The sequence below is a fragment of the Streptomyces diversicolor genome, assembly GCF_057537855.1.
In genome coordinates, this window is record NZ_BAAJXA010000032.1 from 1 (window position 1) to 15,815 (window position 15,815).

At 69.4% G+C, this 15,815-nt stretch carries 14 protein-coding genes, 1 tRNA gene and 2 pseudogenes; 14 read left to right on the top strand and 3 right to left on the bottom strand.

Features of this window, described 5'->3' with window-relative positions:
• Positions 1-157: 157 nt before the first annotated feature.
• Together AC27LF_RS31425 and AC27LF_RS31430 are read right to left on the bottom strand one after the other, a co-directional pair.
• The gene (locus tag AC27LF_RS31425; protein WP_479662375.1) at positions 158-820 is read right to left on the bottom strand and encodes an HNH endonuclease; all 663 of its coding nucleotides are present in this window, start codon (positions 818-820) and stop codon (positions 158-160) included.
• A gap of 308 nt (positions 821-1,128) precedes the next feature.
• Positions 1,129-1,869, bottom strand: coding sequence for a GntR family transcriptional regulator (locus AC27LF_RS31430; RefSeq protein WP_479662374.1), 741 nt, complete (start codon positions 1,867-1,869; stop codon positions 1,129-1,131).
• Positions 1,870-1,921: 52 nt separating this feature from the next.
• Here AC27LF_RS31430 and AC27LF_RS31435 point away from each other — a divergent pair.
• From AC27LF_RS31435 to AC27LF_RS31470, 8 genes and pseudogenes are all read left to right on the top strand, one after another.
• Positions 1,922-2,542 (top strand): annotated as a pseudogene (locus AC27LF_RS31435) (FtsK/SpoIIIE domain-containing protein); the annotation flags it as partial.
• 12 nt (positions 2,543-2,554) lie between these two features.
• Positions 2,555-2,719 carry a hypothetical protein gene (locus tag AC27LF_RS31440; protein ID WP_479662373.1) on the top strand — a complete coding sequence of 55 codons (165 nt, stop codon included), beginning with the start codon at positions 2,555-2,557 and terminating at the stop codon, positions 2,717-2,719.
• 61 nt (positions 2,720-2,780) lie between these two features.
• Positions 2,781-3,071 carry a hypothetical protein gene (locus AC27LF_RS31445; protein ID WP_479662372.1) on the top strand — a complete coding sequence of 97 codons (291 nt, stop codon included), beginning with the start codon at positions 2,781-2,783 and terminating at the stop codon, positions 3,069-3,071.
• A 104-nt stretch (positions 3,072-3,175) separates the two neighbouring features.
• Positions 3,176-3,397, top strand: a complete 222-nt coding sequence (locus AC27LF_RS31450; protein ID WP_479662371.1) for a hypothetical protein — start codon at positions 3,176-3,178, stop codon at positions 3,395-3,397.
• Between the two features lie 40 nt (positions 3,398-3,437).
• The gene (locus tag AC27LF_RS31455) at positions 3,438-4,802 is read left to right on the top strand and encodes a replication initiator (protein WP_479662376.1); all 1,365 of its coding nucleotides are present in this window, start codon (positions 3,438-3,440) and stop codon (positions 4,800-4,802) included.
• Entirely contained in the window at positions 4,792-5,004 is a 213-nt protein-coding gene (locus AC27LF_RS31460; protein WP_479662370.1) for a helix-turn-helix transcriptional regulator, read from the top strand. Before AC27LF_RS31455 ends, AC27LF_RS31460 begins: the two co-directional genes overlap by 11 nt.
• Positions 5,001-6,389: pseudogene (locus tag AC27LF_RS31465) on the top strand (tyrosine-type recombinase/integrase). Before AC27LF_RS31460 ends, AC27LF_RS31465 begins: the two are co-directional and overlap by 4 nt.
• A gap of 188 nt (positions 6,390-6,577) precedes the next feature.
• Positions 6,578-7,165 carry a hypothetical protein gene (locus AC27LF_RS31470; protein WP_479662369.1) on the top strand — a complete coding sequence of 196 codons (588 nt, stop codon included), beginning with the start codon at positions 6,578-6,580 and terminating at the stop codon, positions 7,163-7,165.
• A 247-nt stretch (positions 7,166-7,412) separates the two neighbouring features.
• On the opposite strand, the gene AC27LF_RS31475 is transcribed toward AC27LF_RS31470, so the two are convergent.
• Positions 7,413-7,484, bottom strand: a tRNA-Arg gene (locus tag AC27LF_RS31475).
• Between the two features lie 112 nt (positions 7,485-7,596).
• On the opposite strand from AC27LF_RS31475, the gene AC27LF_RS31480 reads away from it, so the two are divergent.
• The 6 genes from AC27LF_RS31480 to thrB all read left to right on the top strand — a co-directional run bounded on the left by AC27LF_RS31480 (position 7,597) and on the right by thrB (position 15,662).
• Positions 7,597-8,211 (top strand): response regulator, encoded by a 615-nt coding sequence (locus AC27LF_RS31480; protein WP_479662368.1) that lies wholly within the window; start codon positions 7,597-7,599, stop codon positions 8,209-8,211.
• 923 nt (positions 8,212-9,134) lie between these two features.
• Positions 9,135-10,325 (top strand): ArgS-related anticodon-binding protein NrtL, encoded by a 1,191-nt coding sequence (gene nrtL / locus AC27LF_RS31485; RefSeq protein WP_479664368.1) that lies wholly within the window; start codon positions 9,135-9,137, stop codon positions 10,323-10,325.
• Positions 10,326-10,395: 70 nt separating this feature from the next.
• Positions 10,396-11,787, top strand: a complete 1,392-nt coding sequence (gene lysA / locus AC27LF_RS31490; RefSeq protein ID WP_479657369.1) for a diaminopimelate decarboxylase — start codon at positions 10,396-10,398, stop codon at positions 11,785-11,787.
• Positions 11,788-12,012: 225 nt separating this feature from the next.
• On the top strand, positions 12,013-13,362 hold the full coding sequence (locus AC27LF_RS31495; RefSeq protein WP_479657375.1) for a homoserine dehydrogenase: 1,350 nt from the start codon (positions 12,013-12,015) through the stop codon (positions 13,360-13,362).
• 6 nt (positions 13,363-13,368) lie between these two features.
• Positions 13,369-14,427: a threonine synthase gene (gene thrC, locus AC27LF_RS31500; RefSeq protein WP_479657368.1), complete on the top strand. Its 1,059-nt coding sequence runs from the start codon at positions 13,369-13,371 to the stop codon at positions 14,425-14,427.
• 317 nt (positions 14,428-14,744) lie between these two features.
• Entirely contained in the window at positions 14,745-15,662 is a 918-nt protein-coding gene (thrB, locus tag AC27LF_RS31505; protein WP_404025993.1) for a homoserine kinase, read from the top strand.
• Positions 15,663-15,815 lie beyond the last annotated feature (153 nt).

Genomic DNA, 15,815 nt, shown 5'->3' on the forward strand with positions numbered 1-15,815 from the left:
AAGGCCCGATTGCATCGACGGGACAAGCTACCTGACTTCTAGGCGGTTAAGGGCCGTGGTGGGTGGCGCACGCAGTCGAGAGGGTGGCGGAGTCTCAATGACCGAGTCGGCTGGGTTGTTGCCCATACAGCCAACCGTTCATTTGGGGTGGCGTGCTCTACATCGAAAGCTCTTCACATACCATCAGGTGAAGGTCTGTCGAAGCTTCTGAAATCTCCTCTAAAATATCCCGCCGCTTCAAGTCTGTCGGGAGAGGGAACGGTGCGTTCTCGACTTCATCACACCAGTCGGCCACATGGTAAAAGATTGCTCCAGCCAGATCGGAAACTTCTGACTCGCCCCAGGACGATTGGAAGTCGGCTACAGCGCCGATCGCCCATGCGAGCTTATCCACTGCATCCGACTTGCTTTTTTCGATTTTCTCGCGTGATGAGGATCGACGAGACTTGATTGCCGCATACTCCACCTCGGCCGGAAGCCACTCCGCGAACCTCCCCCTCAGCTCCTGGTAAGCAGCAAGCAGGTTGGCTTGCCCGTTTCGATTGGCAAGGCTGATCGTCAGGAGGGGATTCAAGTTCGCCTTGTATTGACGCATGGCCTTTCGATCAATAGGGCCATGCGGGTCGTCGAAACGGGTATGACACGTCGGGCATAGCGCAATTAGATTTTTGAACTCATGCTTTCGCGCTTTCGCCCACGGGATGATGTGCGCGATCTCGACAGGCGTGGATTTGCAAGTCGGAATCGCGCAGCGATGGCCAGCTTCAATGAGTACTCGTCGGCGTAGCTCGCTCGGAATTTTGGGTCTCGACGTTGCCACGCCATGCATGCTAACCATATGCACTGACAGAAGGCCTACCTTTCAACAGCAAGCCCCCACGCACGCCACTATGGGCCCGCAGTCGGCGACGGCGCCCCCTCCATCCCGGTGTCGGCCGATCCCCCGCCGGAGGCATTCTTCTTGGCCCCGCGGATGATGTCCCGCCCTTGCCCGCATACACGCAGCGCGCCGCCGGGCGCGGCCAGCCGGGGCGAAGACAGGAGGCAGGCCGCGCCGCAGAGGCGGCGCGCCCGCGCCGTGCGCGGGTCTTGATCACGTGAGGAAAGTCTGAGCCAACCCGGGTCCGCCTACAGCCGAAACGACAGCTCCAGTTCGTCACCCGGCAGGTGGAATTCCTCCAGGGCCAAGGGCCTGTCCGCCTCCGTGAGCGTCACGCGGAGGACGTGCAGAAGTGGGACCCCGTCCGCGAGTCGGAGGGCCTGGGCTTGGTCCGGTAGGGGCATGCGGGCGCGGACGTACTCCGTGAAGCGGAGTTCGTGGCCCAGCTCGGTGAGTGCGCTGTAGAGCTCCGGCGCCGGCGGCGGGGCTTCCTCCTCGTACTTGGTGTCGATCAAGACGGAGAACGGTACGTACGTCCGGTGGAGTTGGCGGAGGTGGCCGTGGTCTGCCGTCTGTAGGGCGTCGTATGTGAACATCGGCTCGCCCGGTGGGATGCGGAGTAGGTCGGCCAGGGCCAACGGGGCGTCGGTGCGGGTGGCTACAGGCGGTTCGGCGTCGGTCCAGCGGATGCCGTCGGCCTCGACGTAGCGGCCGTCGGGCGCTCGGCGTACGCCGCGCGGGCGCGTGTGGCTGGGGCGGCTGTGGGGGGAGCGGGCAAAGGTGCCGCGGCCCATGATGGCCTCGACGAGACCGGAGGCCCGTAGTTCGGCAAGGCCCTGGCGGACTGTGGGGCGCGTCACGCCGAACTGCTTCGCCAACGACTCCTCGGACGGGAGCGGTTGGCCGGCCGGGAAGGTGCCGTCCAGGATGCCATCGCGCAGGTAGTCGGCGATCTGTCGGTACTTCGGCTGTGTGTTCTTCGGCGGCATGTGGGCCCTCCGTGGCCGTAGCCTCTGCGGCTGTGCGTCGGCGTAGACGGCAGTGGAACTGTCCCTCTACGAGCCGCGGTTGTCCGCTCTCGCGACCAACCGTGAACAGGCGGTCCGACTGCTGGCCGCGCTCGTGGACCTGACTCTCGACCGCATGACCGTCTGCCGGGCGGCTCGGGTCCGCAACATCTGGGGTCTGCCGGACAAGGAACGTCCCGTCCCGGTTGTCGTGATCGTCGATGAGCTCGCGGAACTGTTCCTCGTCGCGAGCCGCAACGAGAAGGACGAAGCTCAGGCGGCCGGTACGGCGCTGATCCGGCTGGCCCAACTCGGCGCAGCGCTCGGGGTGTTTTTCGTCGTCGCCGGCCAACGTGTCGGTTCCGACCTGGGGCCCGGCGTCACCGCACTGCGGGCACAGCTCGGCGGCCGGGTGTGCCATCGCGTGGCCGATCCCGGTACGGCCGAGATGGCGCTCGGTGATCTCAACCCCGATGCGCTCAAGGCGGCTCAGGCCATCACTCCGGAACAGGCCGGTACGGCCGTCCTCGCCTCCGGCGACGGCTGGGAGCGGGCCCGCTCGCACCTGATCACTGAGGCAGAAGCGGAAGCCGTCGCCGCCGAGTACGCGCACCTGACCCCCGTCCTGTCCGAACTGCACGTCGACGCGGCGTGAAAGGGGCCTGCCGTGCTCGTGTCCATGTCCGCCGTCCTGCTGCTCGGCCTGCTGATCTGGTTCCTTCTCCGCATCCGGTACTTGCGGTGGGTCGACGCACTGTTCTGCGGGGCCTTCGGCTTCCTGCTCTCCAGACCGTGGCCGCGCCGTTCGCTCAGGCCTTCCTCGACGGCGTGAACGGCTTCCTCGGTCAACTCCGCTTCTGAGAAGACCCATTGACCCGAGAGAGGTACATCCCGTGTCCGACTACGTCATCCGCTCCGGTGACCGTGCCGCGTTCCTGGCCGGTCTGCGGGAGCTGATCGACTTCCTGACAGCCAACCCTGCGGTCGTCGTGCCGCGTCGTGCATCCGTCGCCGTCCTGGTCGACGCGTCCGACTCCGCCGGTCGGCGAGAGGGAGTGGCGTCCGTCGCTGCTCCGCTCGGCGTGCCGACGGAGGACCTCGGCCGGGGCTACTTCGACGCACGCCGCGAGTTCGGACCTATCGCGTATGTCGTCGTCGCTACACCGCCTGAGGAGCGGCAGTGATCGCCCGTACGACGGGCTCCCGACGGGGCGCGAAGTCGCCAAACCCGACCCCGTCAGGAACCCACTCCAGCCGCCACATGAGCAGTGAAAGGAGCACTCACACTTTGACCAGCGCGCATCATTCGCGCAAATCCCCGCTGCCCGATTGCGAAGTCAGGCAGCGAGACTCGGAGGTCTCGACCTGCGCCGGACGGGAACAGGTCGTCCTCGTCGGGCTCGACGACACCGAGCAACGCCTGTGCCCCGCGCACGCGGCGGCACTCTGGCTCACGGATCCGACGTTCCGCTTCAGCGCCAAGACTCGGCCCGAGGGCACTCGGCCGTGATGGCGCATGAGTTCGGCGGTGGGGGTGGTCGCCGATGACCATGACCCTCACGACGAACGCTGCTGCCCTGGTCGCCAGGGCCACAGAGGCGGACTTCGCGGCCTGGAGGCGGAACATCGTCCGCCTCGGCGGCTGCACGAACCCGATTCACCTCGTCGGCGCGGCCACCGTCTACGACATGACCACGGGCGCGGCCCTGCTCTCATACGGGTCGGACGTCTACGGCGGCTGCCTGCTCGGCGCGTGCGGCAACCGGCGCGCGACAGTCTGCCCGGCCTGCTCGGCCCTGTACCGGGCGGACACGTACCAACTCGTCCGGGCCGGGCTTGTCGGCGGCAAGAACGTCACGGAGGCCGTGAGCGGCTACCCGCGCGTGTTCGCCACGCTCACCGCTCCCAGCTTCGGCCCGGTTCACACGCGGCGGGAACACGACGGGCGTGTACGGCCCTGTCGCCCCCGCCGGGCGGGGGAATCGTGTCCCCATGGTCGGCCGATTGGATGCCTTGAGCGTCACTCGACGGACGATCTCCGCCTGGGCGAGCCGCTCTGTCCGCGCTGCTACGACTACGCGGGCGCTGTGCTCTGGCACGCCTTCGCCGGTCGGCTCTGGCATCGGTTCGGGCTGGAGCTGCGGCGTGAGGTTGCTCGGCGTGCCGGGCTGTCTCGGACGGAGTTCGGGGAAGTCGCTCGGCTCTCGTACGCCAAGGTCGCCGAGTACCAGCGGCGTGGGTTGGTCCACTTCCATGGTGTCATCCGCCTCGACGGCCCGGAGGGGCCCGACTCGTCCCCGCCGGGATGCGTAACCGTGCCGCTGCTGATCGACGCTGTTCGGGAGGTGGCCGGTCGGGTGCGGCTGGCCGCTCCGGGCACGGACGTCGTTGGACCGCGGGAGCTCCGCTTCGGTACGCAGGTCGACGTACGGCCGGTGGCCTCGAACGGGCGGAGGGCGGGGGAGCGGCCTGCCTCCGCGGCGGCCGTGGCGGGCTACATCGCCAAGTACGCCACGAAGGGAGGCGAGTCCGCCGGCGCGGTGGACGGCCGGATCTACCACGCGCGGGACATGGTCATGCTGCCGGTGCGTGCACACGTGCTGCGCATGATCGGTACGTGCTGGTGGCTCGGTGGTCTGCCGGAGTTCGAGCCGCTCGGGCTGCGTCGGTGGGCTCACATGCTCGGGTACGGCGGGCACTTCTCCACCAAGTCACGCCGCTACTCCACAACGCTGACCGCGCTCCGGCAGGCGCGCGCCGATCACCGTGCGGAGCAGCAACGGGCGTCGCTCGGTCTGGTCGAAGGTCCGACTGTCACGGTCGGCCAGTGGCGTTATGCGGGACGCGGCTACTCGCCGGCGGCGGCGCTCCTGGCCGCTTCGGTGCGGGAGGGCGGTGGTCTCCATGGCGCGTGACAGCCGCGTGAAGTCTGCCGAACTGCTCACCGTCCGCCAGGTGCTCGACGAACTGGGCGGCATCTCGCGGCGCACCTTCTACCGCTGGCGGGAACTGTGGCTCGCTCCGCCCTGCATACGGCTCCCGAACGGGGAGCTCCGGGTTCGGCGGGACGTGCTGAACGACTGGTTGGAGGAGCGGGCGGAGGGGGCTGCGTCGTGAAGTCGTACAAGGTCGTCATCTGGAAGCTGAGCATCAATCGCTCCGCGAAGAAACCGACGTACCTCGTCCGGTGGTCCGTGGACGGCGAGCCGTTTCACGAGTCGCACAAGACCAAGGCACTCGCTGATCGCTTCCGGGCGAAGCTGCTTCGGGCGGCGGACAAGGGCGAGCCCTTCGACACGGTGACCGGTCTGCCCGACTCCCTGCGCGGGGGTAAGGCTGCTCTGTCCCTGCTGGAGCTGGTGCTGAAGTACATCGATGCCCGGTGGCCCGAGGCGTCGGCGAAGCAGCGAGACAGCATGACCGATGCCCTGGCAACGGTGATGCCCGCGCTGGTCAAGTCGGTCCGTGGGCGTCCTGCCCCGGCCGATCTGCGGCGGGCACTGCGTTCGTACGTCCTGCCTCCGCCTCGGAGGGAGCGTGATCGGCCCGAGGAGATCGCGGCAGCAGTGAAATGGATCGAGAAAGCGTCGCTGCCGGTCGCCGAACTCCAAGAGATAACCCGCGTCCACGACCTGATCGACGCACTCACGCGGAAGCTCGACGGCAAGCCTGCGGCGACGCAGACGTACTGTCGGCGGCGTGCGGTGGTCTTCAACGTCCTCGAATACGGGGTTGAGCTGGAGGCGCTGCCCTCGAACCCGCTGAGCCGAGTGCGACGTAAGAGGGGGAAGCGAGCCGTGCAGGAGGTTGACCGTCGGGTAGTGGTCAACCCCCGGTAGGCTCGGGAGCTGCACACCGCGCTCACCTACGTCGGTGGCTACGACCGGGCGAGCGGCCGGCGGTTACGGGCGTTCTTCGGCTGCCTGTACTACGCGGCCATGCGCCCTGGTGAGGCGCTCGGGCTCCGCCTCTCGGACTGCACGCTCCCGGAAAAGGGCTGGGGCCGAATCGACCTGGCCGAGACCCGTCCCACTGCCGGGAAGGCGTGGACTGATTCCGGCGAGGCGCACGACCGGCGCGGACTGAAGCAGCGGGCCGACGGCGAGGTACGTATCGTGCCGATACCGCCCCCGCTCGTGCGGATGCTCCAGGACCACATCAAGGAGTTCGGTCCGGCGGACGACGGCCGGTTGTTCTCCAGCGAGCGGGGCAACGTGATCGCCGCTTCGTCGTACTCGCGCGCCTGGAAGCAAGCCCGTGCTCTTGCGTTCCCGCCCGAACAGGTCGCTGCCGTCCTGGCGTCTCGCCCATACGACCTCCGGCACGCGGGCGTCTCCCAGTGGCTCAACTCGGGCGTTCCCGCCCCGGAGGTGGCGGCTCGCGCCGGCCACTCGGTGGATGTCCTTCTGATGATCTACGCCAAGTGCATCGACGGCCAGGCGCAGGAGATGAATGACCGGATCCTGGAGGGCCTAGGAAAAGAGGACGACCTTGGAAGGTGACACGGCTCGCTGAGCTCACAGGCACCAGCCTTGGAGTGCTCTGGCCGCACACCCAGCTCTTTGACTGCCAAGTATCGCTCTTCCACTTGCCAAGTGAAGAGCGATACTTGGAAAATGTAATCGCTACTTGGTAAGTGAAGTTGCGGTTCGATCCGCGCCATGGCGCGGTGAGGGAGGGAGAGGCGGGAGTGGATCTCGAAGCGATCAGGGCAGAGTTGCACAGGGCGGTAGATGAGATCATCGACGCTCATGCTGGCCGCGGTGACGGCGAACGGCGGCATACCCCGGCTGCTGATTCGGTGTCGGTCACCGCTCAGGAGAAGACCGGGGAATGGACCTACCGGTGGCCCGGTAGCGGCATTGAGGATTTCCATCGGACTCGTTGGTACGAGGCGGCGGGTGAGCAGGGGAAGCATCGTGTGAGAGTCGCTTGGGCTCGCCGTGCGGCCTGGGGGCGGGACGATCGCCTTCGTGCCATCGTCTTCCATCAGCAGGGAGGCGCCGACTCCACCACGTACTACCCATGGACGGAGTTCGTTGAGACGGACGACGGTCGGTACGCCGCGATCATTCCTAAGCCTGGCCGACCGCGGGCGCAGTTGCGGGATGGTGATCCCTTGCCGGACCGATTCACTGATCGTGTCGTTGAACGGTCAGACGCACTCTTCGACTCGATCGCTGAAGGCTCGTCGCTGAGGTTCGTCGTTGGTGGGGCGGATGAAGCAGAGATGGTCCGCCATGGCTACTGGGTGGCCACCTTGCGTAACCGCTTCTGAACGGTGAAGCATGCGAAAGCCCCGGAGCGATCCGGGGCTTTCGCCGTGTCGGAGGTGTGTCGCAGCGCTACGCTCAAGGCGCCGGAAACGGCCGTTGAGCTGCCAGAAAGCCCATCAAGATCATTACGTCGTCATTACGTGATCACTGTCATGGGGCTGCATCGAGCCGCATTCGGCTGCACAAACAACAAGACCCCGCACTCAGCAAACACGCTGATCACGGGGTCTTTAGGCACCTCAATCAAAGTGCCCCCGGCAGGATTCGAACCTGCGCACACGGCTCCGGAGGCCGTTGCTCTATCCCCTGAGCTACGGGGGCGTGTCGGGTGTGGAGCTGTTGCTCGTTGCGACGGGTAGAACACTAGCAGGTCTTTCGGGGTGATCAGGAACGGGTTTGCCGTGGGTGGGGCGGTGGGGGCTCCCTCGGACGGGTGGAAGTGGGGAAAAGCCGGACGCGGTGGCCGGTCCCGACCTACTCTCGTGGTGTGCCAGGCGCTTCGGGGCGGGTGCTTGTTGTGGACGACAACAAGGTCATCCGACAGCTGATCAGGGTCAATCTCGAACTGGAGGGTATCGAGGTCGTGACCGCGGCCGACGGTGCCGAGTGTCTGGATGTGGTTCATCAGGTGCGGCCCGACGTCGTGACCCTGGACGTCGTGATGCCCCGGTTGGACGGGTTGCGTACCGCCGCGCAGTTGCGGGCCGATCCGCGGACGCATGATCTTCCGCTTGCCATCGTCAGCGCCTGTACGCAGAACGAGGTCGAGGGCGGGCTCGACGTCGGTGTCGATGCCTTTCTCGCCAAGCCCTTCGAGCCCGCCGAGCTCGTACGGCTCGTACGGCGCCTGCTTGAGCGGGGGCGTGAGGGGGCCGGGCGGCAGGTGGGTGGCGGGGGTGTGGGTGGTTCCCGCGGTGGTGATCTTGGTGGGGACGTCGATGCCAAGGCGGAAATCGGTGGGGTGGGTGGTCCTGCGCTTGAGGGCGGTCTGGAAGCGGGGGATGTCGGGGAAGGGGCGCGTACCCCTGACTCCGAGTTCTCCGGCTGATTCCTAGTTCTCCGAGTTCTCTGAGTTCTCCGGCCAGCGCGGCGGTCGACCAGTGGGTGGGTACGTGCGTGGATTGGTGTGAGTGCGACGCGGAGTGGATGGAACGGTTCGGGCGCCCTTGGCCTGCGGGGGCTGGGCGGGGAGTCGAGAGCGCGGCGAGGGCATGAGTACGAGAAGGCATGAGCAAGAGAGGGCCTGGACATGAGGTGAGGTGGGCCGCCTCGCCGTCCCGTTGCTCCGCCGGCTCGCTTCGTCGCCGTCCGGCTGGCTCGTTGTCCGCCCGTCCGCCCGGTCGGCCGTCGCCTCGCCGGCCGTCGGCCCGTTGTCCCGCCGGTCGGCCGGTCTGTCGCCCCGATGGCTCGCCTTCCCTCGCCCGTCGGCCCGCCGCTCCGCCGGCTTGTATCCTCGCCGTTCGGCTGGCTCGTCGCCCCGTGGCCCCGTCGCCCGCCCGGCCGACCGTCGCCTCGCCGTCCCGCCGCCGGCCGGCCGTCGGCTCGCCGTTTCGCTGGCTCGTATCCTCGCCGCCCGGCCGCCCCGTCGCCCCGCGCCTCGCCGTCCGGCCGCCTCGCTGTCCCGTCGACCCCGGGCCCGTCGGCCCGTCGGCCCGTCGCCCCGGCGCCCGTCGGCCCGCCAGCCCGAGGTGCCTATTGGCTCGGGGCGTTTCGGGTGTTCGGTGGGTGTGGGTGTGGGTGTGGGTGCGTTGTGGCGTTTCCCGCGGCCCCTCCTGGGTGCCTGACAGCTCGGGGGCGGGAGATCGGTGGGTGTGGGGCGTTGTGTCGCCTCGGCGTTCCGGGGGCCTGGGCTCTGGAGCCGCGCGTCTTCGGGCCTTTCGGCGTCGCCTCGTGCTCGGCGGCGGTGTGCGTATCGCGGTCCTGGTCGAACCTGTTCGCCTGGGCACCCCGCTCCTCCCCTACGCTTGTCCCGTGACCCCCGTCGAGCTCTCCCGTACCGTGCTGGACGCGGTGCGTCGTGCTGTGGACGGGGGAGAACTGAGCGTGACCCTGCCTGAGCGGGTCGTGGTCACCGTGCCAGGGCCTGGGGGGTGCGGGGACTACGCCACCAACGTCGCCCTGCAGCTCGCCCGGTCGGCCGGGAAGCCCGCTCGGCGGGTCGCCGAGATTCTGCGGCCGTATCTCGTCGGCGCCGAGGGGATCGGGGACGTCGTCGTCACCGGCCCCGGGTTCATCAACATCAGCCTTGAGCCGGGCGCGGCATCCGTCGGTGCGCTCGTGCGCGAGATCCGGGACCGGGGGACCGCCTACGGTCACGGTGACGCGCTCGCCGGGCAGATCGTCGCGTTGCGGGTGCCGTACGAGGCGCGGGCCGAGGTCGTCGCCGACGCGCTGGTGCGGATCGTGGCGGCCCAGGGCGGCCGGGTAGAGATCGAGCACGGTGAGCCGGTGAACCTGCGTCCCGTGCCGGCCCCGGAGGACCCCGCACCGCTCGGACCCGACGCCGCCCGCTGGGCGCTGCTGTACCCCGCCCCGCACGACCGGCCCCGGATCACCGCCGACCATCTGGTGCAGCGTGAGGGCAATCCCCTCTTCCGGGTCCGTTACGCGTACGCCCGCACCCGGGCCCTCACCCGCAACGCCGCCCGCCTCGGCTTCACCGCCGAACCCGGCGACGACCTGACCCCCGGCGAGAACCGGATCTTCGGCGACGACCTGACCGGCCCGACGGCTGCCCCGGCCGGCCCGACGGTCACACATACGGCCATCACACCAGCCATGGCCGCCGGCACAGCCACACCTGCAGGAGCCGGCAGCACAACCACCAGTACGGTCGCCTCGACCCACCCCCCCGCCACACCCCCCCGCGGCATCCTCGCCCCCCACCCCCCGGCCGCAGCCGTACGCCCGCTTCTCGTCGTCCTCGCCGATTACCCCCGTATCCTCCGCGCCGCGGCCCTGCACCGTGGTCCGGACCGGATCGCGCGGCACCTCGTCGCCGTCGCCGATGCCGCGCTGCCGTTTCTGCTGACCGTTCTGCCGCACGGCGACGAGAAACCCTCGGCCGCCCACCGCGCCCGGCTCGCGCTCGCCGAAGCCGTCGGGACGGTGCTGGCCGGCGGCCTGTCCCTGCTCGGCATCGATGCCCCCGACCACCTCTGAGTGCCCCGGTGAAGACCCCGGAGAGCACCGGAGCAAGCCTTGAGAGCCTGAGAGTCAGAGAGCCACTGCCATGAGTCGTTCCGCACATCCCGCCGGGCCCCGTCACGCCGACGTCCTCCCGGAGGGCCACTACTCCGCCCCGCCCGCCGACCTGAACGCGCTCGACCCCAAGGTGTGGGCGCACACCGTCGGCCGCGGCGCCGACGGCGTCGTCACCGTGGGCGGCATCGACGTCAAGCGGCTCGCCGAGGAGTTCGGCACGCCCGCGTACGTCCTCGACGAGGAGGACTTCCGCACCCGGGCGCGGGCCTGGCGCACCGCCTTCGGGCACGACGCCGACGTCTTCTACGCCGGGAAGGCGTTCCTGTCGCGGGCCGTGGTGCGCTGGCTGCACGAGGAGGGGCTCAACCTGGACGTGTGCTCCGGGGGCGAGCTGGCCACCGCGCTCTCGGCGGGCATGCCGGCCGAGCGGATCGCCTTCCACGGCAACAACAAGTCCGCCGAGGAGATCGAACGGGCCGTGCGGGCGGGCGTCGGCCGGATCGTCCTCGACTCGTTCCAGGAGATCGTGCGGGTCGCGCACATCGCGCAGTCCCTGGGGAAGCGGCAGAAGGTCCAGATCCGGGTCACCGTGGGCGTCGAGGCCCACACCCACGAGTTCATCGCCACCGCGCACGAGGACCAGAAGTTCGGCATCCCGCTGGCCGGCGGGCAGGCCGCGGAGGCGGTGCGGCGGGCGTTGCAGCTCGACGGGCTTGAGGTCATCGGGATCCACTCCCACATCGGGTCGCAGATCTTCGACATGTCCGGCTTCGAGGTCGCCGCCCACCGGGTGGTCGGCCTGCTCCAGGACATCCGGGACGAGCACGGCGTGGAACTGCCGGAGATCGACCTGGGCGGCGGGCTCGGGATCGCGTACACCAGCGGCGACGACCCGCGTGAGCCGCACGAGATCGCCAAGGCGCTCACCGAGATCGTCTCCCGCGCCTGTGAGGCCGCCCGGCTGCGCACCCCGCGCATCTCCGTGGAGCCCGGCCGCGCCATCGTCGGACCGACCGCGTTCACGCTGTACGAGGTCGGCACGGTCAAGCCGCTCGACGGGCTGCGGACGTACGTCTCCGTCGACGGCGGCATGTCCGACAACATCCGGACCGCGCTGTACGACGCCGAGTACAGCGTGGCGCTCGTCTCCCGGGCTTCGGATGCCGGGCCGATGCTGTGCCGGGTCGTCGGCAAGCACTGCGAGAGCGGGGACATCGTGGTCAAGGACGCGTTCCTGCCGGCCGACCTGGCACCCGGTGACCTCATCGCGGTCCCGGCGACCGGCGCCTACTGCCGGTCCATGGCCAGCAACTACAACCACGCGCTCAGGCCGCCGGTGGTCGCGGTGCGCGACGGTGCGGCCCGGGTGATCGTGCGGCGCGAGACGGAGGAGGACCTGCTGCGGCTCGACGTCGGGTGAGTCCGGCTTCAGGTGGCCCGCCGTCGCGTCGCGGGACACTGGTGGTCCGACGACGGCAGCGGGCGAGGGCAGCGGACGACGACGGCGTCCGCGGGGCCGGAAGATCTCCGGTTTTCCGGCTCGGCACAATGAAATCGACGTCTCACGATCCGGACGAAGGGGAGAAACCGCCGTCCGGTGAGTGAGACTGGTCCCACCGTAGACGGTATGAGGAAACGAGGTCGGATGATGCGTACGCGTCCGCTGAAGGTGGCGCTGCTGGGCTGTGGGGTTGTCGGCTCAGAGGTGGCGCGCATCATGACGACGCACGCCGCCGACCTCGCCGCCCGCGTCGGAGCGCCGGTGGAACTGGCGGGCGTGGCCGTGCGCCGTCCCGACCGGGTGCGCCAGGGCATCGACCCGGCCCTGGTCACCACCGATGCCACCGCCCTGGTCAAGCGCGGGGACATCGACGTCGTCGTGGAGGTGATCGGCGGCATCGAGCCCGCCCGCACCCTCATCACCACGGCCTTCGAGCACGGCGCCTCCGTCGTCTCCGCCAACAAGGCGCTGCTCGCCCAGGACGGCGCCGCCCTGCACGCCGCGGCCGAGGAGAACGGCGAGGACCTGTACTACGAGGCCGCCGTCGCCGGTGCCATCCCGCTGATCCGGCCGCTGCGCGAGTCGCTCGCGGGGGACAAGGTCAACCGCGTGCTCGGCATCGTCAACGGCACGACCAACTTCATCCTCGACAAGATGGATTCCACGGGGGCCGGCTACCAGGAGGCGCTGGACGAGGCCACCGCCCTCGGGTACGCGGAGGCCGATCCGACCGCCGATGTCGAGGGCTTCGACGCCGCGGCCAAGGCCGCCATCCTCGCCGGGATCGCCTTCCACACGCGCGTGCGCCTCGACGACGTCTACCGCGAGGGCATGACCGAGGTCACCGCCGCCGACTTCGCCTCGGCCAAACAGATGGGCTGCACCATCAAACTGCTCGCCATCTGCGAGCGCGCCGAGGACGGCGGGTCGGTCACCGCGCGCGTGCACCCCGCGATGATTCCGCTGACCCACCCGCTCGCTTCCGTGCGCGGCGCGTACAACGCCGTGTTCGTGGAGTCGGACGCCGCCGGGCAGCTGATGTTCTACGGTCCCGGCGCGGGCGGCGCGCCCACCGCGTCCGCGGTCCTCGGTGACCTGGTGGCCGTCTGCCGCAACCGGCTGGGCGGAGCCACGGGGCCCGGCGAGTCGGCGTACGCGGCGCTGCCCGTCTCGCCCATGGGCGAGGTCGTCACGCGCTACCACATCAGCCTCGACGTAGCCGATAAACCGGGTGTTCTCGCCCAGGTCGCCACCGTGTTCGCCGAGCACGGTGTTTCCATCGATACGGTTCGGCAGCAGGGCAGAAATCAGAGCGGCGGCGACGCAGTCGCCATCGAACAGGGTGGTGGTGGGCGACGGGAGGGCGGGGAAGCGTCGCTCGTTGTCGTCACCCATCGTGCGTCGGACGCGTCCCTGTCGGGGACCGTCGAGGCGCTGCGCAAGCTCGACACCGTGCGGGGTGTCGCCAGCATCATGCGGGTTGAAGGAGAGTAACCAGCAATGACCCACCAGTGGCGCGGAATCATCGAGGAGTACCGGGACCGGCTGCCGGTATCCGACAGCACGCCGGTCGTGACGCTCCGTGAGGGCGGCACGCCCCTCGTGCCCGCGCAGGTGCTCTCCGAGCGCACGGGCTGCGAGGTCCACCTGAAGGTGGAGGGTGCCAACCCGACGGGGTCCTTCAAGGACCGCGGCATGACCATGGCCATCAGCAAGGCCAAGGAGGAGGGGGCCCAGGCGGTCATCTGCGCATCCACCGGCAACACCTCCGCCTCGGCCGCCGCGTACGCGGTGCGGGCCGGGATGGTCTCGGCCGTGCTGGTCCCGCAGGGCAAGATCGCGCTCGGCAAGATGGGGCAGGCGCTGGTGCACGGCGCGAAGATCCTCCAGGTCGACGGCAACTTCGACGACTGCCTCACGCTCGCCCGTAACCTGAGCGACAACTACCCGGTGGCGCTGGTCAATTCGGTCAACCCGGTGCGTATCGAGGGGCAGAAGACGGCCGCCTTCGAAATCGTGGACATGCTGGGCGACGCCCCGGACATCCATGTGCTGCCGGTCGGCAACGCGGGCAACATCACCGCGTACTGGAAGGGTTACCAGGAGTACGCCGCCGGCGGGGTGGCGGCCGGGACCCCGCGGATGTGGGGCTTCCAGGCCTCGGGCAGCGCCCCGATCGTACGCGGCGAGATCGTCAAGGACCCCTCGACCATCGCCACCGCCATCCGCATCGGCAACCCCGCCTCCTGGCAGTACGCGCTGCGGGCCCGGGACGAGTCGGGCGGCCTCATCGACGAGGTGACGGACCGTGAGATCCTGCGCGCCTACCGGCTGTTGGCGGCGCAGGAGGGCGTCTTCGTGGAGCCCGCGTCCGCCGCGTCGGTGGCCGGCCTGCTGAAGGCCGCCGAGCAGGGCCGGGTCGACCCCGGTCAGCGCATCGTCTGCACGGTCACCGGAAACGGCCTCAAGGACCCCGACTGGGCCGTCGCGGGCGCCCCGCAGCCGGTCACGGTCCCGGTCGACGCGGCCTCCGCGGCCCAGCGGCTGGGTCTGGCCTGACGGCCTCGGCGGCCGGACCGGCACCCCTTTCGGACGGGTCGGCCGGGCCGCCTTTCCGGCGTCCTGACCCGGGGACTCCCCAGGACCTGACCCGGGGACTCCCTAGGAGGGGTGCACGGGGGGCTTGCGACACGCATCGTGCGCCTCCCGTGCGCCCTATGTCGCCGCAGAACCTTCCTTCGATAGGCTGTACAGAACCCGCCTGCCGCATATGCCACGCATACAGCGGTGCCGCGTCGTCTCCGCGGCCCGAGGTCACCTACGTACGCATCGAATGTCATTCGACAAGCACGCAGCTCAAGGAGAGTCATCGAGCGATGGCCGGTCCAGCGTTCCGCGCCGCCGCCGTCCGGGTGCGCGTTCCCGCCACCAGCGCCAACCTCGGCCCGGGCTTCGACGCCCTCGGCCTCGCGCTGGGGCTCTACGACGACGTGGTCGTCCGGGTCGCCGACTCCGGACTGCACATCGACATCGCGGGCGAGGGCAGCGAGACGCTCGCACGTGACGAGAACCACCTCCTCGTACGCTCCCTGCGCACCGCCTTCGACCTGCTGGGCGGGCAGCCGCGGGGCCTGGAGATCGTCTGCGCCAACCGCATTCCGCACGGCCGGGGTCTCGGCTCCTCCTCCGCCGCCATCTGCGCGGGCATCGTCGCCGCGCGGGCGGTGACCATAGGCGGCGAGGCCCGGCTCGACGACCCCGCCCTGCTGGAACTGGCCACCGAGATCGAGGGCCACCCCGACAATGTGGCGGCGTGTCTGCTCGGCGGCTTCACCCTGTCCTGGACCGAGGAGGGCGCCGCCCGGGCCATCAGGATGGAGCCCGACAATTCCATCGTTCCGGTGGTTTTCGTGCCCGGGAAGCCGGTTCTCACCGAGACCGCGCGCGGCCTGCTGCCGCGCACCGTGCCGCACGTCGACGCCGCCGCCAACGCGGGCCGTGCCGCCCTGCTCGTCGAGGCCCTGACCAGGCGCCCCGAGCTGCTGCTGCCCGCCACCGAGGACCGCCTCCACCAGGAGTACCGCGCACCGGCGATGCCGGAGAGCGCCGCGCTGGTGGAGCGGCTGCGCGCCGACGGGATCCCCGCGGTGATCTCCGGCGCCGGACCCACCGTCATGGCGCTGGCCGACGCCGGCACCGCCGACAAGGTGCAGGCCCTGGCGGGCGTCGGCTGGGCCGCCAACCGGCTGGGCCTTGACCTCCAGGGAGCGAGCGTGCTGCCGCTTGCGACCTGACACCCGGTTGCCGGATTTGGAGAGGGGGAATGTTTGTTGGATCCGGTAGTGTTAACCTCAAGTCTGCACCCGACCCCACCATGGCGAGGTGCTTCGTGTCCCCGTCCGGGACAGACATTCTTCCGGGAGCCTCCCAAGCCACTTCGTGTCCTG